Origin of the sequence: Aquabacterium sp., assembly GCF_035476535.1 — a bacterium.
Taxonomy (GTDB): domain Bacteria; phylum Pseudomonadota; class Gammaproteobacteria; order Burkholderiales; family Burkholderiaceae_C; genus Pseudaquabacterium.
The window spans coordinates 1-23,300 of sequence record NZ_DATILJ010000076.1 but is presented as its reverse complement, the minus strand read 5'-3'; the positions used below and the strand labels follow the sequence as shown (position 1 = coordinate 23,300).

Here is a 23,300-nt window from a genome sequence, read left to right as displayed (position 1 = left end):
AACGTCGCGATCGCGCTGCTCGCGAACACGCTGGCGACGGTGGGCGGCCTGTACATCCTGATCGAGGTGTTCGGCCCGATCAGCGGCGCGCACTTCAACCCGGCGGTCTCGCTGGTGATGGCCGTGCGCGGCGCGTTGCCGCGGGGCTTGCTGCTGCCGTACATCGCTGCGCAGCTGGTCGGCGCGATGCTCGGTGCCTGGCTTGCACACGCGATGTTCGACATGAGCATCCTGCAGTTCTCGACCAAGGTGCGGGCCGGCGCGGGGCAGTGGATCGCCGAAGCCGTGGCCACCTTCGGGCTGCTGCTGGTCATCCTGCGCGCGCCGGCGAACCGGGTCGCTGCGATGGTCGCTGCCTACATCGGCGCGGCGTACTGGTTCACGGCGTCGACGTCGTTCGCCAACCCGGCCGCCGCGTTCGGGCGCATGTTCAGCGACAGCTTCGCCGGCATCGCACCGGCCAGCGTGCCCGGCTTTGTCATCGCTCAGCTGCTCGGCGCGGGCTTGGCCGCCCTCGTGAACCGGGTGCTCGGCGGTGAGACAGCGCACGCAGCGTCGAATAGTCCTGCGGCAACGTCCGCCACATCAACGGAGCCTCGCCATGCCTGACGTGACGATCTATCACAACCCGGCCTGCGGAACCTCGCGCAATACGCTGGCGCTGATCCGCCATGCCGGCATCGAACCCCTGGTGATCGAGTACCTGAAAACGCCGCCTCCCCAAGCCGCGCTGCAGTGGCTCATCGCGGCTATGGGCATCAGCGTGAGGGCGCTGCTGCGCGAGAAGGGCACGCCCTACGCTGAGTTGCAGTTGGGCGATCCGAAGTGGTCCGACACCGAGTTGCTGGACTTCATGCAGCAGCATCCGATCCTGATGAACCGGCCGATCGTCGTCACACCGCTCGGCGCGAAGCTGTGCCGCCCGTCCGAGGCGGTGCTGGAGATCTTGCCGGTGCCGAAACTTGCGCCGTTCACGAAGGAGGACGGTGAGGCCGTGATCGACGATGGAAAGCGGCGAGGCTGACAGTCCGACCGAGTGGTACGGGGCGCAACCTCGTCATGCTCACCGGCGAAGGCGCCTGCACCGTCAAGGCCTTGAACCGCACGCTCAACGAGCACGCGAACCAGTTGCTCGCCTCGATGAGCGAGCGTGAGCGCGCCGCCGTCTGAACGAAAGGAATCCAGATCATGTCCGTAGCCACCACCATCTCCCCGCGCCAGGCCGCTCCAGCCGATTGGCCGCTCGTTTCTGATCTGCTCCCGGTCGCGGTGCTGGGCGCAGGGCCTGTCGGTCTGGCAGCGGTCGCACGACTGATGGAGCGTGGCTTGCCATTCGTCGTGCTGGAGGCCGGCCCGCAGGTCGGTGCGAACGTGCTCGACTACGGGCATGTACGGCTGTTCTCGCCATGGCAGTACAACGTCGACCCAGCGATGGCCAAGCTGCTGCAAGCCACCGGCTGGCAGGCGCCGGCGGCGAGCGAGTTGCCGCTGGCAGGCGAGGTGGTCACGCGCGTGCTGCAACCCTTTGCGGCACTCCCGCAGGTGAGCTCGGCGCTGCATCTGAACACGCGTGTCGTGTCGGTCAGCCGCGAGGGCTTCGACAAGGTGAAGAGCGCGGGTCGCGACAAGGCGCCGTTCGTGATCCGTGCCGTGCGCGACGGCAAGCCGGTCGAGCTGCTGGCGCGGGCGGTCATCGATGCCACCGGGACCTGGCAGACGCCCAATCCGCTCGGCGCGAGCGGTCTCTTCGCCGAAGGCGAGCGCGAGGCGGCCGGGCAGATCGTCTACGGCATTCCCGACGTGTTGGGCGCCCATCGTGCCCGTTACGAGGGCAAACGCACGCTGGTGGTCGGGGCGGGGCACTCGGCGGCCAACGCGCTGCTGTCCCTTGCCGAACTGGCCCGGCAGTCGCCCGGCTCGCGGCTGGTGTGGGCGGTGCGCTCACCGGTGCTGACCCGCGTGTTCGGCGGTGGCGATGCCGACGCGCTGCCTGCGCGCGGCCAGCTCGGCGCTTCGCTGAAGGCCTTGCGTGACACCGGGGGGCTGGAATTCGTGAGTGGTCTGCGCATCACCGAATTGCGCCGAGAGGGCGGCACGCTGAGCGTGCTGGGTCTCGATGCGCAACGGCGCGTTGTCAGGCTCGACGGCATCGACGAAATCGTCTGTGCCACCGGGCAGCGGCCCGATCTCGCGCTGACGAGCGAGCTGCGCTTGAAGCTGGACCCGTGGCTCGAGTCCACCGAAGCGCTGGGTCCGCTGATCGATCCGAATGTGCACAGCTGCGGCACCGTGCGTCCGCACGGTCATCGTGAGCTCGCCCATCCCGAGCCGGGCTGGTACACGCTGGGGGTGAAGAGCTATGGGCGCGCACCCACCTTCCTGATGGCGACCGGCTTCGAACAAGCCAGATCGGTCGTCGCCGCCCTGGCGGGCGACCTCGCCGCGGCGGACCGCGTCGAACTGGACTTGCCGGAGACGGGTGTGTGCGGTTTGAGCCCGAGCCCGGACGATGCGGGTGCCTCAGGCAACTGCTGCGGGACGGCCCCGGCCGTCGAGGTTCAGGCGCTTGCGCCACCAAAGGCATCGGGCTGCGGGCCGAAGTCGTGCGGTGTCCAGCCGGAGTCCGTTCCGGCCGCAGCGGTCAAGGCTGCGAGCTGCTGCGGCTGACATGGCGCTCGGACGCTCGGGAACGGTGGCTGCGCTGGGCCTGGCGCAGACGCTCGCCTGGGCGTCCTCGTACTACCTGCCTGCGATGCTGGCGGCACCGATGGCGCGCGAGCTCGGTGTTGCGATGCCCACGGTGTTCGCTGCCTTCTCGGTGGCGCTGATCGTCTCGGCGCTGCTGGGTCCGCGATCGGGCCGCGCCATCGACCTCTGGGGTGGCAGGCCGGTGCTGATGGCGACGAACCTCGTCTTTGCGCTCGGCTTGATCGGCCTCGGCTTCGCGCAAGGTCCCGTCAGCCTGTTTGCCGCCTGGGTCGTGCTGGGCATCGGCATGGGCAGTGGTCTCTACGAGGCCGCGTTCGCCGCCTTGGTCCGGCTCTACGGCAAGGACTCGCGCAACACGATCACCGGCATCACGCTGGTGGCGGGGTTCGCAAGCACCGTCGGTTGGCCGCTATCGACCTTGCTCGAGGCCCACATCGGTTGGCGAGGGGCGTGCTTCGCATGGGCTGCGCTGCATCTGTTGCTCGGTCTGCCGCTGAACGCGCTGCTGCCGCGTGCGCCGGCGCTGCACGCAACATCGGCCCCGCCGCAGGCCGCAGACATCGGGGGCCGCCCGTCCGCGTCGCTGCGGGCGACGATGGCCCTGTCGTTCGTGTTCGCGGCCACCGGGTTCATCAGCACGGCGATGGCCGCGCACTTGCCGCGTTTGCTTCAGGCCGCCGGCGTTTCCCTGGCTGGAGCCGTGCTCGTCGGCGCGCTGATCGGGCCTTCGCAGGTCGGCGCGCGGCTGCTGGAGTTCGGCCTCCTGCGCAAAGTTCATCCAGTGCGCTCGGCGCGGCTGGCCGCGGCGATGCATCCGCTGGGCGTGGCCGTGTTCGTGATCATCGGCGCACCGGCCGCGGCCGTCTTCGGCATCCTCCATGGTGCGGGCAACGGCATCCTGACGATCGCCAAGGGCACGCTGCCCCTGGTCCTCTTCGGCCCCCACGGCTACGGCCACAGGCAAGGGCTGCTGATGGTGCCGGCCCGCATCACGCAGGCGCTGTCGCCGTGGCTCTTCGGTCTGGCGCTCGACCGCTGGGGTGACGGCGCGCTGGCGGTGTCGGCGGTCGTCGGCCTGCTTGCCTTGCTGGCACTCTGCCTGCTGCCGAGCGTCAGCCCCGAGGCCACCATCACCGAGACATGCACGAGATCGTCCTGATGCGACCCTGCGCCTTGCCCGGTGTCGTCGGGCCGCAGCGCGCTCATCAAGGCATACGATGTTGCACCCGCTGCAGGCGCGTAAGCTGTTTGTCCGGGGTATCAGGCGAAGTCCACGCAGCGGCCCTCCAGGAGGCATGCCATGTCGCAACGTGTCAGGGTGGCTGCATTCGATGCGGTGGGCGGTCCGTCGAAACTGGCGAAGGCCGACGATGGCTTCTATGCCGGGCCGACCGATGCCGGCACCTATCGCATCTCGCATTGCGGCCAGCATTCCAGCCCGTCGTACCCGGTCTGGTCCAAGATTCGCTGGGGCTCGGCCATCAAGGAAGAAGGCGGCACCATCCTGGTGATGCATGGCGGGAAATGGCAGCCGTTGAGCACCTTGAGCCCGACCTTGACGCGTGCAGATCTCGTGCATCGCAACACGCAGCTTTATGGCAAGGCCGAGTTGCCGGCGACCTGGGTCTTCAACGACTTCGGCCACATCACCTGCTACTTCTACAACGACAAGAATGGCAATGGCCGGCTGGACAAGGACCTCGGCGAACGCATTCACACCGAGTATTTCCACACCACACCAAACGACGAGGCTGCCGATGCCGCGGGCAAACCGGTCAGCCTGTCGCCGTCGCACGGCTGCATTCACCTGAAGCCCAAGGACATTGACGAGTTGATTGCCAAGGGCTATTTCAAAGCGGGCAACAAGGTGGTCGTGCATCGCTACAGCGAGTCGGTGACCGCATGGGAGTTGGCTGCTGCCGCGGCAGTGCCCTTCGAGGTGCACTTCTTTCCGGGTGCCGAGCAGGTCATCGTGACCGGCCGGCGCCCGAACGGCGCCGGGCGCTGAGGCCACATGGGTGCTGCCCATGCAGCCCTTCGGCTGGCCGTGCTGTGGGGCGGCCTGGCCATCGGTGGCGCGGCACTGGCCGCGTGTCCGCAGGCTGCTGAACAGACAGCCCGGCATATGGTCGACCTGTTCGCGGCCCATCGGCTGTCCACCATGGCAGCCAAGGGTCTGCTGGGTCCCGATGGATCGGCCGTGCAACACGGCGCGTATTGGGAGGTCAGGGCCGACGCCTGCTTTGCGGGCATCGTGCTGCGGGCCCGGGCAGAAGACGAGTCGTCGGACGATGCTGAACTGCGGCTCAGGCCGGAAGCCGGCCTGGTGCTCGGCGATCTGGTCAAGTATCTGGGCCCATGGCAAGTGGTGTCGTCGAGCAAGACCTCGTCAGTCGCTTTCCGTGGGGCGGGCGCAGCGGGTTCATCGATGACGGTGTACGCGCTGCTGTTCACGCCCCAGCCATCACCCCGGTCGCCCGTGCTCCTGCTGCAGTTGCGTCGCGACGGTTCGGCCTCGCCTGCCGCACAGGACCGGCGCTAGCGGGCTCGGCGACGGCCGGCGCCACGGCCCCCGGCAGCGGTGCAGGCGCACGGACAGACGGGGGTCCCCTGGGCATGCGGGTCGGCAGCGGGCTGCACGTGGTCCGCTTCTTGCGAATTGCTGCGCCGGACTCTGCTCGACGTACCGATGCCATCTCGTACCAGGCCTGGGCCTGTTCGCTGTGCTGCCCTGTTGTTGTGCCGCGTGATCTGCGGGCTGATGGCCTTTCCCGCATGGGCCGACGCGCCAGCCCGCCCCACGCGGGTGCCGATGACGGCCATCAGCGCCGGCGACACCGCCTGGATGATCACGGCCACCGTGCTGGTGCTGCTGATGACGATCCCTGGGCTGGGGCTGTTCTACGCCGGCATGGTGCGCAAGAAGAACATCCTGGCCACGCTGGCGCAAACCTTTGCAGTGTGCGCGCTGGTCTCGCTGCTGTGGATGATGGTGGGCTACAGCCTGGCCTTCATGCCGGGGAGCGGCTGGCTGGGCGACCTGTCCGCACGTTGGTTGGATGCGCTGTACTTGAGCAAGGCGCACGCTGAAGTGTCGGTGCACCACCTCGCGACGACGATTCCCGAATCGGTGTTCGTGATGTTCCAGCTGAGCTTCGCGATCATCACGCCGGCGCTGATTGCCGGGGCGTTCGCCGAGCGCATGAAGTTCTCGGCGCTGCTGGCCTTCATGGGCCTGTGGTCGCTGTTGGTTTACGCGCCGGTGGCGCATTGGGTGTGGGAGCCCACGGGCTGGCTGGCCCAGCGCGGCGTGCTCGATTTTGCCGGCGGCACCGTGGTGCACATCAATGCCGGCGCGGCGGGCTTGGTCGCGGCACTGATGCTGGGGCCGCGCGTCGGCTTCGGTCGCGAGGCGATGATCCCGGCCAACCTGTCCTACACGATGATCGGAGCGTCCCTGCTGTGGGTCGGCTGGATGGGTTTCAACGGTGGCTCGGCCGCCGCCGCAGACGGCCGTGCCGGCCTGGCGATGCTGGTCACGCAACTCGCGGCGTCGGCGGCGGCGCTGAGTTGGCTGTTCGCCGAGTGGCTGCTGCGCGGCAAGCCCACCTTGCTGGGCCTGTGCAGCGGCGCGGTGGCAGGGCTGGTGGCCATCACGCCGGCCTCCGGCTTTGTCGATCCCGGCGGGGCGCTGATCATCGGCGGGGCTGCCGGCATCGGTTGCCTGTGGGGCGCGACGCAGCTGAAGCGGCTGATCGGCGCCGACGATTCATTGGACGTGTTCGGCGTGCACGGCATCGGCGGCATCATCGGCGCCTTGCTCACCGGCGTACTGGCTGTGCCGGCCATCGGCGGCAGCGTGGGCTCGGTGGCCGCGCAAGCCATCGGCGTGGTGGCCACGCTGCTGTACAGCGGCATCGTGAGCGCCCTGATCCTGTGGCTGGTGAATCTGCTGTTCGGCCTGCGCGTCAATGCGCACGATGAGCGCGAAGGGCTGGACCTCAGCCAGCACGGCGAGCGTCTGGAATGAGTTCACAACGACGACGGACGGAGAGAGCATGCCTGACCACGAGAAGATTGCCATCGCAGCACGCTTGCATGTGCTGTTGCGCCGCCGGTTGGGTCGGGTGACCGACGTGGAGTGGATGGTCAAGAGCGCTGACTACGCGCGCGAAGTGGTGCGCGTCTCGCGTGCCGCGCCGTATGCCGAACTGCATGAATGGGCCGACCGGCTGGAGGCCGCGGTGGTCACCCAGCCCGACGCGCCGCTGCGCCACCCGGTGCTGGCGCCCGCTGGCGCGCCGCCCTCGACACGGCGCTACGTCAATACGATCCGTTGACGCGGCGCCGGTGCCGCCGAACTCACTGGCGCACGGGCTGCCCGCGGCTGACCGAGGCCAGCGTGGCGGAATGCTCATTGGGCTGCTGCTGTTGCTGCACGGTGCCGTGCGGTGGCGTGGCCGCGGGCTGCGACAGCGGCGTCTCCACGTGCAGCGTCAAAGCCGCGATGGCGCTGGTGAGCAGGCTGGACATCGTCAGGGCGCCGATCAGAAAGCGGTCAGCCGGGTGGGGGCGAGAACTCATGCCGCCATCGTGGCGCGGCGTGGTTTCAGTTGTGCTGAGGAGTCCTGTTTCAGTTGTTGTGCCGCCGGCTGCCGGCTGGTCGGCGCATGATGCAGATGCCTGAATTTTGTCACTTCAAAATTCTCAGCCTCCCGGCTCCTTGCGCAGCTGGCCGGCCTTGTCCAGGTGGCGCTGCAGCAGCACGGCGGCCACTTCACGGTCGCCGGCGTCCAGCCGGTCCAGGATCTCCAGGTGCTCGCTGCAGGACACCACCATGCGTTCGCGGCCCAGGCCCCATTCGTAGTTGATGAAGCGGCGCATGCGGTTCTGCTGCTGCATGGCCATCAGCACGAAGCGATTGCCGGACGCCGCGGCCAGGCCCTCGTGGAAGGCGGCGTTCATCTCGAACAGTTCCACCGCCGCGCCGTCATGCCAGCGCTGGCCCAGCATGGCTTTGTGGCGCGCGCGCATCTGCGCGCTCCAGCCCGGCGCCAGCGCGAAGCCGGGTTCACGCAGCCCCGCCGGTTCGATCAGCAGTCGGAAGCGGTAGCTCTCCTGTTCGGCCGCGGTGTCGCTGTGGGCCGGCCGAAAGGCCCAGCCATGGCCTGCTTTGCGCTCGACCATGCCGACCTCGGCCAGGCGCGTCAGCACGCGCAGCAGCGTGGGCCGCGTCACCTCGAAGCGGCGCATCAGGTCGGACTCCGAGATGTCGGTCGGCAGCTGGCCGGCGTTGCGCGCGCGGGCGATCGCGACGAACAGGTGTTCGGCATCGTCGGAAGCCACCGACAGCTCGGGCGCGCTGAAGTCCGCCGCCGGCCGGGTCGTGACATAGCCGGTGCCGCGCCGGCGCTCCAGCAGCCCGTGGTGGTCCAGCCAGATCAGCGCGGCGCGCACCGGCGTGCGCGAGACGCCCAGCGCGGCGGCGGCACTCAGTTCGCTCAAGGCCTCGCCGGGCGCCATGCCGCTGCTGCGAACCCAGTCGACGATGCGGCCGGCCACCTGCCGTTGCAGCGGGCTCAGTGTGGGCTCGGGTTTGCGGCGGGAGATTGGTTTTTGATGTTGCATGTGATGACAGAATACATAATACTGGGTCCAACTTCATCAGTCCAACTTCAGGCGGCGCAGCAGCATGGTCGAACCTTGTCCTCTTGTTGAAGTCTCGGGCACGCCGCATCAGCGCGGCCTGCAGCATGGCCACCAGGCGGCGGCACGCATCCGTCGCGGCGTTGCCGATTATTCGGCCCAGCTGGGCCGCAGCGGTTTCGGCGACGCCGAACTGCGTGACGCGGTGGCCGGCTACCTGCCGGTGATCGAGGGCTTCGACGTCCACTACGTGGCCGAGATGCGCGGCATTGCCGAAGGCGCCGATGTGCCTTTCGAGCAGATCGTGCTGCTGAACGCACGCACCGAACTGCTGCAGATCGCCAGCCGCCGCCAGCGCGCGCAGCAGCGCCAGGCCGGCGCGCCGGTGGACGATGAGCCGGATGGCTGCACCGGCGTGGTCGTGCTGCCCGAGGCCAGTGCCGACGGCCGGCTGATCCATGCCCAGAACTGGGACTGGAAGGCCGGCTGCGCCGAGACCGCCATCGTGCTGAAGGTGCGGCGCGATGACGGGCCGGACTACATCACCTTCACCGAAGCCGGCGCGCTGGGGCGCTTCGGCTTCAATGCGCTGGGCATCGCGGTCACCGCGAATTACCTCGAATGTGAGCGGGACTATTCCCAGCTGGGCGTGCCGCTGGCGCTGATCCGCCGCAAGGTGCTGGAGCAGACCGAGTTCGCACTGGCGCTGCGGGCGGTGTACACCACGGCCAAGTCGGCATCAAACAACATCATCGTCAGCCACGCGCAGGGCGTGGCGATCGACTTCGAGTGCGCGCCGGACGAAACCTTCCTGGTGCACCCGCAGCAGGGCCTGCTGGTGCATGCCAACCACTGGCAGAGCAGCGTGGCGCTGGGCAAGCTGCGCGACACCGGCATCCTCAGCACGCCGGACAGCCTGTACCGCGATCGCCGCGTGCACGCGCTGCTGGCGCCGCACCACGGCCGCATCACGCGCGGCCATGTCAAGGGCGCGTTGTTCGATCGATTCGCCGATCCGTGGTCGGTCTGCCGGCCGCCGCGCCAGACGCTGTCCAGCAACCTGAGCGCGACGGTGGCGATGATCGTGATGGATCCCGCCGCCGGCGTGATGGAGGTGGCGCTGCTGCCGGCGCTGAACCGCGAGTTCACGCGCTACGCGCTGGAGACACGCTTCTCGCCGGTGAACACGCCGGTTCCGGTCTGAGGGGCGACGACGATGATCCAAGGCATCGCAGGCTCGCTGATGGTGGCGCTGTGCGCGATGGCGTGCGCCGGGGCCGCCCAGGCCCAAGGCACGCTGCTGCGCGCGCGGCTCAATGCGGACATCCGCTCCACCGACCCCGGCGTCAACCGCGATGCCAACACCGATGGCGTGGTGCTGCATCTGCTGGAAGGCCTGGTCGGGCTGAAGGAAGACACCAGCGTCGGCCCGCTGCTGGCGCAGAAGATCGATGTGTCCAAAGACGGCAAGACCTACCGCTTCACGCTGCGTGACGGGGTGCGCTTTCACAACGGCGCGCCGCTGGTGGCCGACGATGTGGTGTGGGCCTGGAAGCGCTACCTGACGCCGGCCACCAACTGGCGCTGCGTCAGCGAGTTCGATGGACGGGGCATCACCAAGATCCTGGCCGTCGAAGCGCCGGATGCGAAGACCGTGGTGTTCACGCTGGACAAAGCCTCGGCGCTGTTCCTGACGACCATGGCCCGCACCGATTGCGGCAGCGCCGGCATCATGCACCGGGCTTCGGTGGGCGCGGATGGCAAGTGGATCGCGCCCATCGGCACCGGCCCGTTCAAGCTGGGCGAATGGAAGCGCGGCCAATATGTCGAGCTGCAGCGCTTCGACCAATACGCCTCGCGCGCCGAACCGGGTGACGGCTACACCGGCGCCAAGAAGGCCGAGGTCGAGCGCGTGCGCTTCCTGATCATTCCCGATGGCGCGGCGGCCAAGGCGGCACTGATCGGCGGCCAACTGGATCTCGTCAACGACCTCGATGTGGCGGACCTTGGCGAGGTGGCCGCGGCGCCGCAGCTGTCGGTGGCCAAGGCCGAGACCATGTCGATGTCGGCCATCCTGTTCTAGACCCGCGACCCGCTGCTGAAAGATGTGCGCGTCCGCCGCGCCATTGCGCTGGCACTGGACCAGCCGGCGCTGGTGCGCAGCGCGAGCAATGCGCTGTCGCGCCGCAACAACTCGGCGATTCCCGGCACCAGCCCGTACTACAACGCCGCGCAGGCGCAGGCCTTCAACCACAACCTGGCCGAAGCCAAGAAGCTGCTGGCCGAAGCGGGTTATGCCGGCCAGACCGTCAAGCTGATCACCAACAAGCGCTACGCGCCGATGTTCGACGTGGCCGTGCTGAGCCAGGCCATGCTGCAGCAGGCCGGCATCAAGCTGGAGCTGGAGGTGCTGGACTGGGCCACGCAGCTGGACCGCTATACCAAGGGCCAGTACCAGGCGATGAGCTTTTCGTACTCGGCGCGGCTGGACCCGTCGCTGAACTTCGAAATGTTCACCGGGCCGAAGGACACGCAGCCGCGCAAGGTCTGGGACAACCCCGAGGTGCAGGCCCAGCTGACGGCCAGCATGGACACGCCGGACAAGGCCAAACGCCAGGTACTGTTCGACGCCCTGCACAAGCGCCTGCTCGACGAAGTGCCGCTGATCGTGCTGTACAACGGGCTGGAGATCACCGGCCACAGCAAGCGGCTGCAGGGCTACCGCAACTGGGCGCTGCAGCAGCCGCGCCTGTGGAACGTGCGGCTCGCGGCACGCTGATATCAAGCGTTAGAACGCACCATGCTTGGCTACATCCTGCGCCGCCTGGCGATGACCTTGCCGACGCTGCTGCTGGTGGGGCTGGCAGTGTTCGTGCTGATGCGGGCGATTCCGGGCGACCCGGTGCAGCTGATGCTGGGCGATGCGGCCGATGCGTCGCAGGTGGCCGAGTTGCGCCAGCGCATGGGGCTGGACGCGCCGCTGCCGCTGCAGTTCGGGCGCTGGCTGATGGCGGCGGCGGCAGGTGACCTGGGCCAGTCGATCACCAACGGCGAAGCGGTGCTGCCGCTGATCATCGAGCGCTTCCAGGTCTCGGCCATCATCGTGCTGCTGGCCGTGGCCGCGGCGGCGCTGGTGGCGGTGCCGCTGGGGCTGCTGGCGGCCTGGAAGCAGGACAAGACGCTGGACATCGCCATCGTCGCCGGTGCCACGCTGCTGCTGTCGATCCCAAGCTTCTGGCTGGGCCTGTTGCTGCTGCTGAGCTTCGGCATGCACCTGGGCTGGCTGCCGGTGGTCGGTTATGTCGGTTTCGCTGAAGACTGGCGCCAGGCGCTGGGCTACATCGTGCTGCCGGTGATCACGCTGACGCTGATCGAGATCGGCGCGCTGACGCGCATGGCGCGTGTCAGCGCGATCGAGGTGCTGCGGCTGGAGTACGTCACCCGTGCCCTGGCCAAGGGCGCCAGCGAATCACGCGTGCTGCTGCGCCACGTGCTGCCGAACGCGTTTGCACCGACGCTGACCTTGATCGGCCTGGTGCTGGGCAATCTGCTAGGCGGCATCGCGGTGCTGGAAACCGTGTTCACGCTGCCCGGCCTGGGCCGGCTGCTGGTCGACGCGATCTTCTCGCGCGACTACCCTGTCGTGCAGGGCTGCCTGCTGTTCACGGCCATGATCTACGTGCTGGTGAACTTGCTGGTGGACCTGTGTTATCCGCTGTTCGATCCGCGGGTGAGTGCGGCAAGAGCCCCGCCCGGCCGCCCGAAGGGGCTCATTCCCGCTTGGCGGGACCGGCCGCAGGCCGTAGGGTGCACCGATGAGGCTTCGGACCAATGCCCTGATCGGGGGCGTCCTTGTGGCCGCCGTGCTGCTGATGGCCGCCGCCGCGTTGTGGTGGACGCCCTACGACCCGCTGGCGGTGAACGTGGCGCACAAGCTGCAGCCGCCGTCGGGCGGGCACTGGTGGGGCACCGATGAATTCGGCCGCGATGTGCTCTCGCGGGCGATGGCCGGCGCGGCCACCAGTGGCCTGATCGCTTTCTTCACCGTGCTGATCGCCGTGCTGCTGGGGGCGGCCGTCGGCGTGCTGTCGGGTTTTCTGCGCGGCTGGGTCGACCGGCTGCTGATGGCGGCCAACGACGCGCTGCTGGCCTTTCCCGGCATCCTGCTGGCGATGGGCATGATCGTCGTGCTCGGCGCCAGCCGCTGGGGCGTGGTGGCCGCGCTGGGCCTGGCCTATGCGCCTTCGGTCGCGCGGGTGGTGCGCGGCACGGTGCTGTCGCTGCGCGAGCGTGAGTTCGTCGAAGCCTCGCGCATGATCGGCAACCCCGAGTGGCTGACGATGCTGCGCCATGTGCTGCCGAACTGCGTGGCGCCGGTGGCGGTGCTGGCCACCTCGATGTTCGGCTGGGTGCTGCTGGCCGAAAGCGCCTTGAGTTTCCTCGGCCTGGGCGTCGCGCCGCCAGCCCCCACCTGGGGCAACATGCTGTCGAGCGCGCGGCCCTACCTGCAAAGCGCGATGTGGCTGGGCCTGGCGCCGGGCCTGTGCATTGCGCTCACTTTGGTGGGTATCAACCTGCTGGGCGATGCGCTGCGCGACCGGCTGGACCCGCGCATGGTGCAGGCATGAAGCGGGATGCCGCGGTGCCGTTGCTGTCGGTGCAAGGCCTGCGCCTGGAAGCGCCGGCGCGCGGCTTGACGCTGGTCGACGACCTGTCCTTCGAACTTCGGGCCGGCGAGTTCCTGGCCGTGGTCGGTGAATCGGGCAGCGGCAAGACCCTGGCTGCGCGCTCGGTGCTGGGCCTGCTGCCGCCAGGCGTGGTGCGGCGTGCCGGGCGCGTGTTGCTGGATGGGCAGGACCTGGCCTCGGCCACGCCCAACGCATTGCGGCAACTGCGCGGGCCGGGCATCGGCATGGTGTTCCAGGAGCCCATGGTCTCGCTGAACCCGGGCTTGAGCATCGGCGCGCAGATGGACGAGGGCCTGCGCCTGCACACCCGGCTCGGCGCGGCCGAGCGCCGCGCGCGCTGCCTGGCGATGCTGGAACGCATCCAGATCAGCGACCCGGCCTCGTGCCTGCGGGCCATGCGCCAGCGCATCATGCTGGCCTCGGTGATGCTGCTCAAACCTCGCTTGCTGATCGCCGACGAGCCGACCACCGCGCTGGACACGCTGACGCAGCGCGAGGTGCTGGACCTGATGGTGGAACTGGCGCGTGAGCAAGGTACCGCCGTGCTGCTGATCACCCACAACCTGGGCCTCGTCGCCCGTTATGCCCAGCGTGCGGTGGTGATGGAAAAGGGTCGGCTGGTGGAGCAGGGCGGCACCGCGCAGGTGCTGTTCGCGCCGCGCATGCCCTACACGCGCACGCTGGTCGAGGCCTTGCCGCGGCGTGGCGCCGACGCACCCGTGGTGGCCGTCGGCGAGCCGCTGCTGGCGGCACGCCGGCTCAGCGTGGTCTATCCCGGCCGCCGGCGTGGCCTGCTGGCGCGCGACCCGGGGCATCGGGCGCTCGATGCGGTCGACATCGAGGTGCGGCCCGGCGAAACCGTGGCGGTGGTCGGCGGCAGCGGCTCAGGCAAGACCACGCTGGGCCGCGCGCTGCTGCGCCTGGTCGACAGTCACGAAGGCGAGATCCGCTGGCAGGGCCGCGAGATGCGTGCGCTCCAGGGCAGCGCGCTGCGGCCGTTCCGCATGGCCTGCCAGCTGGTGTTCCAGGACCCGTACTCGTCGCTGGACCCGCGGCAGCGCATTGGGGCCATCGTCGAAGAACCGCTGAAGCTGGTGGCTGGTGTCGATGCCGCGGCGCGCCGCCAGCGGGCCGAAGCCATGCTGGCCGAAGTGGGGCGGGACGGCTTCGGCCAGCGCTTCGGGCACGAGTTGTCCGGCGGTCAGCGCCAGCGTGTGGCGATTGCACGCGCGCTGATGCGCGGGCCGGCGCTGGTGGTGACGGATGAGCCGGTGTCGGCGCTGGACATGACGATCCAGGCCCAGGTGCTGCGGCTGTTCAAGCAGCTGCAGCGGCAGCATGGTTTCGCCTGCCTGTTCATCTCGCATGACCTGGCGGCGGTGGAGCAGATCGCCGATCGGGTGATCGTGATGCAAGCCGGCCGCATCGTCGAACAAGGCAGCCGCGATGCGGTGTTCGACCGGCCGCAGCACGACTACACCCGGGCCCTGCTGGCAGCCACGCCGGCGTTTGCGGCAAGCGCTGCCGCGGCGCCTGGAACGTCGGCAGCGGCGCCCGGCTGAGCCGGGGTCAGTCGACCTCGCGCCCGGCGCCTGCCTGCCAGATGCGGTACCACTGCTGCGCGTCGAGCTTCAGCGCCAGCGCAGAGACAGCATCGCGCGCGATGTCGATGCGGCGCGAGCCGACGATGGGCACCGGCCGGCTCGGGTGGCGCATGGCCCATGCAAAGGCCAGCGTGGCCATCGTCACATCCAGCTCGGCGGCCAGAGCTTCCATCACCTCGCGCACCCGCCGCGCATCGGCATCGTCGCCGAGGAACAACCGGCCACCGGCCAGCGGCGACCAGACCATCGGCCGCAGGCCGAAGTCCTGGCACTGGTCCAGCGTGCCGTCGTGCAGCGGCTCCAGGTGCAGCGGCGACAGCTCGACCTGATTCGTCACCAGTGGGCAGCGGCGATGCAGCAACTGGAATTGCAAGGGCGTGAAGTTCGAGACGCCGAAGTGCACCACCTTGCCCTCGCGGCGCAGGGCCTGGAAGGTGCCGGCCAGTTCCTCGGCATCCAGCAGCGCATCGGGGCGGTGGATCAGCAGCAGGTCCAGGTGGTCGGTGCGCAGCGCGGCGAGCGACGCATCGACCGAGGCCCGCACATGCGCCGCCGACGTGTCATAGTGCTTGACCCACGTGCCGGGCCGCGCCGGCGACACCAGCCGGATGCCGCATTTGCCGACCAGCTGCAGCCGGTTGCGCAGCCCGGGCTGCATCGCCAGCGCTTCGCCGAACAAGTCCTCGACCTGGTAGCCGCCGTAGATGTCGGCATGGTCGAAGCTGGTGATGCCGAGTTCCAGGTTCTCCTCGATCCAGCGCAGGCGTTGTTGCGGCGTCCAGCGCCAATCGGCCATGCGCCAGGCTCCAGCGACAATCGGTGATAGCAACTGGGTCATGTTGTGGGTGCGGGGTGGCGGCTGACCGCGGTCATGGTCATGTCTCCTTCCTCAGGTTCTGAACTGCATGGCATGCAGCCGGGCATAAACACCGCCACGCGCCAGCAGTTCGGCATGCGGGCCTTGCTCGACCAGCCGGCCGCCCTCGAGCACGACGATGCGGTCGGCATGTTCGATGGTCGATAGCCGGTGCGCGATGACGATGGTGGTGCGCTCGCGCATCAGTTCGTCCAGCGCTTCTTGCACTGCACGTTCGCTCTCGCTGTCCAGCGCCGAGGTGGCTTCGTCGAGGATCAGGATCGGCGCGTCCTTGTACAGCGCGCGTGCAATCGCCAGCCGCTGGCGCTGGCCGCCGGAGAGCTGGCTGCCGTTGTGGCCGACCAGGCTGTCCACGCCCTGCGGCAGGCGCTTGACGAAATCGAGCAGGTGCGCGCCTTTCAGCGCGGCCAGCGCCCGCTCGCGGTCCGGCGTGCTGCCCAGCGTGATGTTGGCCAGCACGCTGTCGTTGAACAGCACCACGTCCTGGCTGACCAGCGCGAACTGGCGGCGCAGCGCGTCGACCTGCCAGTCCTGCAGGGCCACGCCGTCCAGCGTGATGCGGCCGGCAGTGGGCTCGATGAAGCGCGGCAGCAGGTTGATCAGCGAGGTCTTGCCGGCACCCGAGGGGCCGACCAGCGCGACGGTTTCGCCGCGCCGGATCGTCAGGCTCAGCTGCTCCAGCGCCGCCGCCTGATCATCGTGGTAGCGCAGCGCCACGCCCTCCAGCGTGATCTCGCCGGCGGCGCGACCGGGGTCGTGGCTGCCGCCGCGTTCCAGCGGGCTCTGGTCGATCAGCTCCAGCCCGCGTTCGATGGCGGCCAGACCGCGGGTGATCGGCGCCATCACGTCGGACAAATGCTTCACCGGCGCCACCAGCATCAGCATCGCGGTGATGAAGGCGACGAAGCCGCCCACCGTGGCGCCGCCGGCCTGGCTTTGCCACAGCGCGACGACGATCACCGCCGACAGCGCCAGCGCGGTGAACAACTGCGTCAGCGGTGTCATCGCGCCGCTGGCGGCGACGATCTTCATCAGCACGCGGCGCATCGTCTGCGCATGGGTGTCGAAGCGCTTGGCCTGCGCCGGGCCGGCGCCATGCATGCGCACGATGCGCCAGGCCAGCACGTTTTCTTCCACCACATAAGCCAGCGCGTCGGTGGCATCCTGGCCTTCGCGGGACAGGCGGTGCAGGCGCTTGCCGACCGTGCGCATGACCCAGGCCACCGCTGGGAACAGCACCGCGACGAACAGCGTGAGCTTCCAGTTCAGCCACAGCAGCCAGACCAGCAGCGCCAGCAGCGTCAGCGAATCCTTCACCAGCGTCAGCAGCGATTGCACCAGCTGCGTGGCGCCGGACTGCACCTCGTAGACCAGCGTGTTGGTCAGGTTGCTGGCCGAGCGCGCACCGAACATCGCCGGCTCCGCCGTGAGGATGCGCTGGAACAGCTCGCTGCGCAGGTCCTGCACGCCGCGGTAGGCGGCCCAGGACAGCGCGTACTGCGCGATGAAGCCGGCCAGCCCGCGCACCGCGAAGATGCCGACGATGGCCACCGGCACCAGCCACAGCGGCAACGCACCGGCGGCGAAACCCTGGTCCAGCAGCGGTTTCATCATCGCCGGGATCAGCGGTTCGGTGGCGGCGCCGATCAACGAGCCGATCATGGCCACGAGGATGGCCAGCCGGCTGTGACGGAAATAGGGTGCGATGCGGGACAGGCGCTGCAGCAGTGACGACATGAGGGCGGGCGGTGGACGCGGCTCTTGGACGCAGCGCTGGCGCGGATTATCGGGGTCAGCGCCGAAGGCGGGCTTGCCATCCATGCTGTACGAAACTACAGTATCGTGGTGAACCTCTCACTCTTCGATGACCTGGCTGCACCGGTGCCTGAGGGGCCGCGGCCGCTGCGGCCCTTGCCGGTGAAACCCGGCCCGCGCTTGAGCGGGGCGGCGGCGCAGAGCTGGCAGCTGGAGTTGGCCGCGCCGGATGCGCTGCCTCCGGGTCTGGCCACACCCGCCAGTCCGCCGCCGGCTCAGGCCATCCTGCCCCCGGCGCTGCCCGCGCCGGAAGACACTCACCCTGCGCAACGCGCGCCGGAAGACCTTCACCCCGCGCTGTGGCGCGCCGACCAGCTGGGCGGTGGCCTGCATGTCGTCACTGCCAGTGGTTTTGCCCCGCTGGACGCTGTACTGCCGGGCGGCGGCTGGCCGCACCGCGTGCTCACTGAGTTGCTGCTGCCGCACCCGGGACTGGGCGAGCTGCGTCTGCTGGCACCGGCCCTGGCGGCGGTGTCACGCTCGTTCAGCAGCCCCGGCGCGGCCGGCAGCCACTGCGTGATGTTGTTCGACCCTCCGGCCGGGCTGTACGGCAGCGCCCTGGCGCAGCTGGGCCTGGATGCGCGGCACTGGCTGGTGGTGCGCGGGCGTGTGCCCCACGGCCGGCCGGCGGCCGCGGCCGCACGGCAAGGCCCGCTGCGCCAGTTGCTGCCCAACGCCGATGTGCTGTGGGCGCTGGAACAGGCATTGAAGAGCGGCCATGTCGGCGCGGTGCTGGCCTGGTTGCCTGCGCCGCTGAAGGCCGATGCCGTGCGCCGGCTGCAGCTGGCCGCGCAGGCGCATGACGGGCCGGCCTTCGTGTTCCGCGAGATCGAGGCCCGCCACCGGCCCAGCGCCGCGCCGCTGCGGCTGCTGCTGCAGTCGGCCGGGGCCGATGCGCTGCAGCTGCAGGTGCTCAAGCGCCGGGGCCCACCCCTGCTGCAGGGGCTGCAGCTGGCGCTGCCGCCGGTGCTGGGCGGGTCGGCGCAGGAACGCGCGCAGATGCGCCAAGCTGCACTTGCACAGGTGCAGGTGCGACGGGCTGCCTTCGCGCAGGCGCTGGACCATCGCGACGATGACCCGCAGGCGCAGGCTCTGACGGCCGCGCTGGCCGGGGGGGCTGGCCGGTGATGCCCAGCCGATGATGCCCAGCCGATGATGCCGGGCCGGGTGCTTTGACGTCTTTGCCGCGGTGCTTGCCAGATGTTGTGGATCGGTGTTCACCTGCCTTTGCTGTCGCTGGAAACCTTCGCCAGCACGCTGGGCCCGGCGCAGGCCGGCCGGCCGTTGGCACTGGTTGAAACGCAGCACATCGTGCAGGCCGATGCGGCTGCGCGCGCGCGCGGCGTGCGGCCCGGCATCAAGCGCGTCACCGCGCTGGCGCTGGCGCCCGAGCTGCTGCTGGGCCAGGCCGATCACCGGCGCGATGCCGAAGCCTTGCTGGCCGTGGCCCATGCGGCGCTGGCTTTCACGCCCGCGGTGGCCTTGTCCGACGAAGCCGGGCGGGCGGGGGTGCGGCTGGAGGTGCAGGCCAGCCTGCGCTACTTTCGCGGCCTGCCGGCCTTGCTGCAGCGGCTGGAACTTGCCTTGGCACCGCTGGGTCACCAGCTGCAGATCGCTACGGCGCCCACCGCGCTGGGGGCGGCGCTGCTGGCGTCCTGGCGGACCGACCTGGCGCTGGGCCCGCACAGCACCGACCTGGCCGTGCTGCGCCGCTGGCTCGATGAAGCGCCGGTGTGGTTGCTTGGCCCGGGGCGTGAACACTGGGAAGCGCTGCAAGGCATGGGCTTGCGCTACTTGTCCGACCTGCGCAAGCTGCCGCGCTCCGGGCTGGCCCGCCGCTTCAGCCCCGAGCTGCTGCTCGACCTGGACCGCGCCCGCGGCGATGCGCCCGAGCCGCAGTGCTGGGTCACGCTGGCGCCGCGCTTCGACAGCCGGCTGGAGCTGTTCGCCCGTGCCGACACCAGCGCGCAGGTGCTGGCCGGCGCGCGTATCCTGCTGGCCCGGCTGGTGGCCTGGGCCCAGGCCCAGCACGGCCGCATCCCGCACTTCACGCTGCTGATGCACCATGAACCACGGCACCGCAGCGATGCCGCCGTGCCGGCCAGCACGCCGCTGGAGATTGCGCTGGCCGAAGCGGCTGTCGATGCCGATCACCTGCAGCAACTGCTGGCCGAGCGCCTGGGCCGGCTGCCGCTGCAAGCCCCGGCGCTGGAGCTCAGCCTGCACTGCGACGGGCTTGTGGCCGGCTCGCCGCCGAATGCCGAGCTGTTTCCCACCCGGGCCAGCGAAGCCGTCGGCCTGACCCGTTTGATCGAGCGCCTGCAGGCCCGCCTGGGCCGCGAACAGGTGTGCGGCCTGCGCCTGGTGGCCGACCACCGGCCGGAGCGCGCCACGGTGGCCGAGCCGGCGGACGCCGCTGCCGTTTCGGTGGCGAGCGTTCCGCTCGACACTCGAAACCTGGTCCCGCAGCTTTCACGCGATAGCACCGTGACCCGCCCGGCCTGGCTGCTGCCCGAGCCGCTGCCCTTGCCCGACAAGGCCGGCCTGCCCTGGTTCGAAGGCCGGCCGCTGCAACTGCTGGCTGGACCCGAGCGCATTGAATCCGGCTGGTGGGACAGCCAGCTGGTCACCCGCGACTACTTCATCGCCAGCCAGCCCGATGGCGCCCTGGTGTGGATCTTCTGCGAGCGCTTGCCGCAGCCGCGCGGGCAGAGCAGCGGCTGGTTCCTGCAAGGGCGCTTTGCCTGATCCCCAGTGCCTTCAAGCGGGCAGTGTGAGGCGCCGCGCCGGCCGCTCAGCCGCGCAAGTGCTGGTTGAAGAAGGCCAGCGTGCGCTGCCAGGCCAGCTGCGCCGCCGCTGCATCGAAGCGCGGCGTGGTGTCGTTGTTGAAGCCATGCTGCGCGCCGGCATAGAGGTGCGCTTCGTAGCGCACTTTCGCGGCTTTCAGCGCCTCTTCGTACTTCGGCCAGCCGGCGTTGATGCGCTCGTCGTTGCCGGCGTAGTGCAGCTGCAGCGGTGCCTTGATGCGCACCACGTCTTCGGCCGGCGGCTGGCCGCCATAGAACGGCACGGCAGCGGCCAGGTCCGGCAGCTGCGTGGCCAGGTAGTTGGCCATGCCGCCGCCATAACAGAAGCCGACCACGCCGAGCTTGCCGTTGCCTTGCGGCAGGGCCTTGAGCATCGCTGCCGCGGTGATGAAATCGGCGCGTGTCTTGCTCTGGTCCAGCGTGGCGAACAGCGTGCGCGCCTTGTCTTCGTCGCCCGGGTAGCCGCCCAGCGGGAACAAGGCGTCCGGCGCGAAGGCGATGAAGTTGTCCAGCGCCAGGCGGCGGGTGATGTCCTCGATGTGCGGATTGAGGCCGCGGTTCTCGTGCACCACCAGCACGGTGGGCAGCTTGCCGCGTACTTCAGCCGGTTTGACCAGGTAGCCGCGCAGCGTGCCGTAGCCTTGCGGCGACGGCAGCTCCACGAAGCTGGCGACGATGCGCTTGTCGGTCGGCTGGACTTGCTGGGCGGCAGCGAAGTTCGGCGCCAGCTGCTGCAGCACCAGTTCGGCGCCGACCACGCCGGCCGTGTACTTCGCGGCCGATTGCACAAAGCCACGCCGGCTGAGTGCGCCGTGCACATACTGGTCGAACAACTGCAGGACTTCGGGCGCGAAATCGCGGGCGGTCAGGCGGGGCATGGGCGATCCTTACGGCTGAAATGGGCCGAGGATGATGCCCCGGATCCGAGCCCGCGCCGCCGAGGGGGCTATTGGCTGGAGCTATTGGCAGGGGCTGCTACAGGGGCTATTTCAGCCGCGCCGGCCGCTTGGCCAGCAAGGGCTCGCTCACACCCTGCACACCCACCAGGCCCAGCACCGTGATCAGCGAGTTCTGCGCGCCCTTCCAGGCTTCATGCAGGTCGATCCATTCCCCCAGCGAATGAAACCCGCCGGTCTTGCCGCCGCCGCCGATGATGATCGCCGGAATGCCCAGCGACATCGGCACGTTGGCGTCGGTGCTCGCGCCCGACAGCACGGTCTTGTGGCCGAAGGCCGTGTTCGAACGCACGGCGGCCTCGACGATGGTGGTGTCGGGTGATGTGCGGCCGCCCGGCCGGTCGCCGATCAGCTTGTTCGACACACTCAGCGTGCTGGTGCCCCAGCGCTTGTTCTCTTCGGTCACCGCCTCGTCGATCGCCGCCAGGATCTGCTTCTCGGTGTCGAGCAAGGGCCCCATCTCGTCCGAGCGGATGTCGACCGCCATGCGCGCATCCGGCGCAATGGTGTTGACGGAGGTGCCGCCGCCGACGGTGCCGACGGTGAACGTTGTCTTGGGGAAAGTCGGCGTCTTGATCTCGGCGATCTTGGCGATGGCGCGGCCCATGCCGTGGATGGCGCTGGGCACCTGGCCGAACGCGGCGTAGCTGTGGCCGCCCGGGCCCTTGAAGTTCACCTCGTAGCGGTGGCTGGCGGTGCCGAGCACCAGCACCCGGCCGTCCGGCGCCGGCTCCAGGCCGACCATGCCGTCGATGTCCAGGTGCTCGGCAAAGATGCGCTTGATGCCGCGCAGGTTGCCCAGCTCCTCTTCGCCGGTGTTGGCGACGATCAGCAGGTCGCCGACCGTCTGCACCTGGTTGTCGTTGAGCACCTTCAGCCAGGACAGCAGCACCGAGAGGCCGCGTACATTGTCTGATATTCCCGGTGCATAGAGCTTGCCGTCGCGTTCCTTCACCGTCACGTCGGTGCCGGCCGGGAACACCGTGTCCAGGTGGGCCGAGATCAGCAGCTTGGGCCCGCGGCCGCTGCCCTTGCGCAGGCCGACGACGTTGCCTTCGGCGTCGATCTTCGCGTCGCGCAGGCCCAGCGCGATCATGCGCGAGAGGAACAGCTCGGCCCGTTTTTGCTCCTTGAACGGTGGCGCCTCGGTTTCGGTCAGCAGCCGCAGGTCGTCGATCGAACGCTGGTGGTCGGCCTTCACGGCCTCGAGCAGGCGCTGGGTCGACGGTGCGGCCAGCAGCTGCTCGAAGGCCTGGTCGACCGCTGGCTTGAGCTTCTCCGGCGTCGGCGCCACGGCGTTGAACTGGGCCTGGGCAGCACCGGCGCAGCACAGCGCGGCGACGAGCGGAAGGCAGGCCAGTAGGTGGGTGTATTGGCGGGTGGATCGCGGTGTGTGGGAACGATGCATGATGGCGTGCAGGTGAGGGAAGGGCGTGCTGCTCAGACAGCGGTGGCGGCGGCGCCGCCGGATGCGGCATCACCGGCCAGTGGCGGGTGCGTGACGATGCTCTTCAATTCGGGGCGGGCGCCGCGCAGGGTGTCGAGATCGGGCCGCGGTCGGCAGAATTCGGCTGAATCGGCGAAGGCCTGTTCGAGGGCCTGCGCCGCGCCGAGCAGCGCGGTATCGCCGCGCAGCCGGCCGATCAGCTGCAGGCCGAAGGGCTTGCCGTGGTCATCGGTGCCGCAGGGCAGCGACAGCGCCGGGTTGGTGGCCAGCGTGACCACGTAGGTCAGGCCCAGCCAGTGGTAGTAGTTGCGCATGGCCTGGCCGTCGATGCGCTGGGCATACAGCTCGGTCCACGGGAAAGGCGTCACCGGCGTGGTCGGCGCGAGGATGAGGTCGAACTGCTCGAAGGCCTGGGCAAAGCGCCGCGCGATGCGCGTCTGCTCCAGGTGGGCCCAGGCACGGTCGGCCAGCGTGATGGCCGCGGCCATCTCGACGTTGGCACGCACGTTCGGGCCCAGCGTCTCGGGCGCGTTGCGGAAGGCGTCGGCAAAAGCCGCGACGAAGCTCTCCGCGCGCAGGATGTCGAAGGCGCGGTCGGCATCGCCGAGCTGCAGGTCCAGCGGCTCGCAGCGCGCAACCAGCGGGCGGATGGCCTCGACGCGGCGGCGAAAGCTCTGCCGGATCTCCGGGTCGACGATGCACAGACCGAAGTCTTCGGTCCAGCCCACGCGCAGCGTCGCCGGGTCGACGG

The 23,300-nt window shown here is 69.3% G+C and carries 20 protein-coding genes and 2 pseudogenes; 15 read left to right on the top strand and 7 right to left on the bottom strand.

Going from position 1 to position 23,300, the window contains the following annotated elements; genetic code table 11:
* The 8 genes from VLK61_RS07710 to VLK61_RS07675 form a co-directional block, all read left to right on the top strand.
* A partial coding sequence (locus VLK61_RS07710) for an MIP/aquaporin family protein (protein WP_325419840.1) occupies nucleotides 1-609 on the top strand: 609 nt, incomplete at its 5' end.
* Entirely contained in the window at nucleotides 602-1,024 is a 423-nt protein-coding gene (gene arsC / locus VLK61_RS07705) for an arsenate reductase (glutaredoxin) (protein ID WP_325419838.1), read from the top strand. The genes VLK61_RS07710 and arsC, both read left to right, overlap by 8 nt.
* Nucleotides 1,025-1,188: 164 nt before the next feature.
* Nucleotides 1,189-2,667: an NAD(P)-binding domain-containing protein gene (locus tag VLK61_RS07700; protein WP_325419836.1), complete on the top strand. Its 1,479-nt coding sequence runs from the start codon at nucleotides 1,189-1,191 to the stop codon at nucleotides 2,665-2,667.
* A 1-nt stretch (nucleotide 2,668) separates the two neighbouring features.
* Nucleotides 2,669-3,868 carry an MFS transporter gene (locus tag VLK61_RS07695; protein ID WP_325419833.1) on the top strand — a complete coding sequence of 400 codons (1,200 nt, stop codon included), beginning with the start codon at nucleotides 2,669-2,671 and terminating at the stop codon, nucleotides 3,866-3,868.
* Between the two features lie 141 nt (nucleotides 3,869-4,009).
* The gene (locus VLK61_RS07690; RefSeq protein WP_325419830.1) at nucleotides 4,010-4,717 is read left to right on the top strand and encodes a L,D-transpeptidase; all 708 of its coding nucleotides are present in this window, start codon (nucleotides 4,010-4,012) and stop codon (nucleotides 4,715-4,717) included.
* A 6-nt stretch (nucleotides 4,718-4,723) separates the two neighbouring features.
* Complete coding sequence (locus VLK61_RS07685) at nucleotides 4,724-5,251, top strand: hypothetical protein (protein WP_325419828.1); 528 nt, start codon at nucleotides 4,724-4,726, stop codon at nucleotides 5,249-5,251.
* Nucleotides 5,252-5,470: 219 nt separating this feature from the next.
* A complete protein-coding gene (locus VLK61_RS07680) occupies nucleotides 5,471-6,739 on the top strand; it encodes an ammonium transporter (RefSeq protein ID WP_325419826.1) in 1,269 nt (422 codons plus the stop codon).
* A gap of 28 nt (nucleotides 6,740-6,767) precedes the next feature.
* Nucleotides 6,768-7,049, top strand: a complete 282-nt coding sequence (locus VLK61_RS07675; RefSeq protein ID WP_325419824.1) for a hypothetical protein — start codon at nucleotides 6,768-6,770, stop codon at nucleotides 7,047-7,049.
* Nucleotides 7,050-7,071: 22 nt separating this feature from the next.
* On the opposite strand, the gene VLK61_RS07670 is transcribed toward VLK61_RS07675, so the two are convergent.
* Together VLK61_RS07670 and VLK61_RS07665 are read right to left on the bottom strand one after the other, a co-directional pair.
* Nucleotides 7,072-7,293 carry a hypothetical protein gene (locus tag VLK61_RS07670; protein WP_325419822.1) on the bottom strand — a complete coding sequence of 74 codons (222 nt, stop codon included), beginning with the start codon at nucleotides 7,291-7,293 and terminating at the stop codon, nucleotides 7,072-7,074.
* Nucleotides 7,294-7,416: 123 nt separating this feature from the next.
* A complete protein-coding gene (locus tag VLK61_RS07665) occupies nucleotides 7,417-8,337 on the bottom strand; it encodes a GntR family transcriptional regulator (RefSeq protein WP_325419820.1) in 921 nt (306 codons plus the stop codon).
* 64 nt (nucleotides 8,338-8,401) lie between these two features.
* Here VLK61_RS07665 and VLK61_RS07660 point away from each other — a divergent pair, with 64 nt between their 5' ends.
* The 5 genes and pseudogenes from VLK61_RS07660 to VLK61_RS07640 all read left to right on the top strand — a co-directional run bounded on the left by VLK61_RS07660 (nucleotide 8,402) and on the right by VLK61_RS07640 (nucleotide 14,605).
* Nucleotides 8,402-9,559, top strand: a complete 1,158-nt coding sequence (locus VLK61_RS07660; protein ID WP_325419818.1) for a C45 family peptidase — start codon at nucleotides 8,402-8,404, stop codon at nucleotides 9,557-9,559.
* A gap of 12 nt (nucleotides 9,560-9,571) precedes the next feature.
* Nucleotides 9,572-11,134: pseudogene (locus VLK61_RS07655) on the top strand (ABC transporter substrate-binding protein).
* Nucleotides 11,135-11,155: 21 nt separating this feature from the next.
* A pseudogene (locus VLK61_RS07650) lies at nucleotides 11,156-12,094 on the top strand (ABC transporter permease); the annotation flags it as partial.
* Between the two features lie 76 nt (nucleotides 12,095-12,170).
* Nucleotides 12,171-12,983: an ABC transporter permease gene (locus VLK61_RS07645; protein ID WP_325419816.1), complete on the top strand. Its 813-nt coding sequence runs from the start codon at nucleotides 12,171-12,173 to the stop codon at nucleotides 12,981-12,983.
* Nucleotides 12,980-14,605 (top strand): ABC transporter ATP-binding protein, encoded by a 1,626-nt coding sequence (locus VLK61_RS07640; RefSeq protein ID WP_325419814.1) that lies wholly within the window; start codon nucleotides 12,980-12,982, stop codon nucleotides 14,603-14,605. The genes VLK61_RS07645 and VLK61_RS07640 overlap by 4 nt, the downstream gene beginning before the upstream one ends.
* A 7-nt stretch (nucleotides 14,606-14,612) precedes the next feature.
* Here VLK61_RS07640 and VLK61_RS07635 read toward each other — a convergent pair whose 3' ends face one another.
* Both VLK61_RS07635 and msbA read right to left on the bottom strand, forming a co-directional pair.
* Nucleotides 14,613-15,443 carry an aldo/keto reductase gene (locus VLK61_RS07635; RefSeq protein ID WP_414636783.1) on the bottom strand — a complete coding sequence of 277 codons (831 nt, stop codon included), beginning with the start codon at nucleotides 15,441-15,443 and terminating at the stop codon, nucleotides 14,613-14,615.
* Between the two features lie 93 nt (nucleotides 15,444-15,536).
* The gene (gene msbA / locus VLK61_RS07630; RefSeq protein ID WP_325419810.1) at nucleotides 15,537-17,261 is read right to left on the bottom strand and encodes a lipid A export permease/ATP-binding protein MsbA; all 1,725 of its coding nucleotides are present in this window, start codon (nucleotides 17,259-17,261) and stop codon (nucleotides 15,537-15,539) included.
* 108 nt (nucleotides 17,262-17,369) lie between these two features.
* On the opposite strand from msbA, the gene imuA reads away from it, so the two are divergent.
* Nucleotides 17,370-18,467, top strand: coding sequence for a translesion DNA synthesis-associated protein ImuA (gene imuA, locus VLK61_RS07625; RefSeq protein ID WP_325419808.1), 1,098 nt, complete (start codon nucleotides 17,370-17,372; stop codon nucleotides 18,465-18,467).
* Between the two features lie 72 nt (nucleotides 18,468-18,539).
* A complete protein-coding gene (locus VLK61_RS07620) occupies nucleotides 18,540-20,087 on the top strand; it encodes a Y-family DNA polymerase (protein WP_325419807.1) in 1,548 nt (515 codons plus the stop codon).
* Between the two features lie 46 nt (nucleotides 20,088-20,133).
* Here VLK61_RS07620 and VLK61_RS07615 read toward each other — a convergent pair whose 3' ends face one another.
* The 3 genes from VLK61_RS07615 to VLK61_RS07605 form a co-directional block, all read right to left on the bottom strand.
* On the bottom strand, nucleotides 20,134-21,024 hold the full coding sequence (locus VLK61_RS07615) for a dienelactone hydrolase family protein (protein ID WP_325419805.1): 891 nt from the start codon (nucleotides 21,022-21,024) through the stop codon (nucleotides 20,134-20,136).
* Nucleotides 21,025-21,130: 106 nt separating this feature from the next.
* The gene (locus tag VLK61_RS07610) at nucleotides 21,131-22,510 is read right to left on the bottom strand and encodes a M20/M25/M40 family metallo-hydrolase (protein ID WP_325419803.1); all 1,380 of its coding nucleotides are present in this window, start codon (nucleotides 22,508-22,510) and stop codon (nucleotides 21,131-21,133) included.
* Nucleotides 22,511-22,542: 32 nt separating this feature from the next.
* The coding region (locus VLK61_RS07605; protein WP_325419801.1) for an amidase family protein at nucleotides 22,543-23,300 on the bottom strand (758 nt) is incomplete at its 5' end.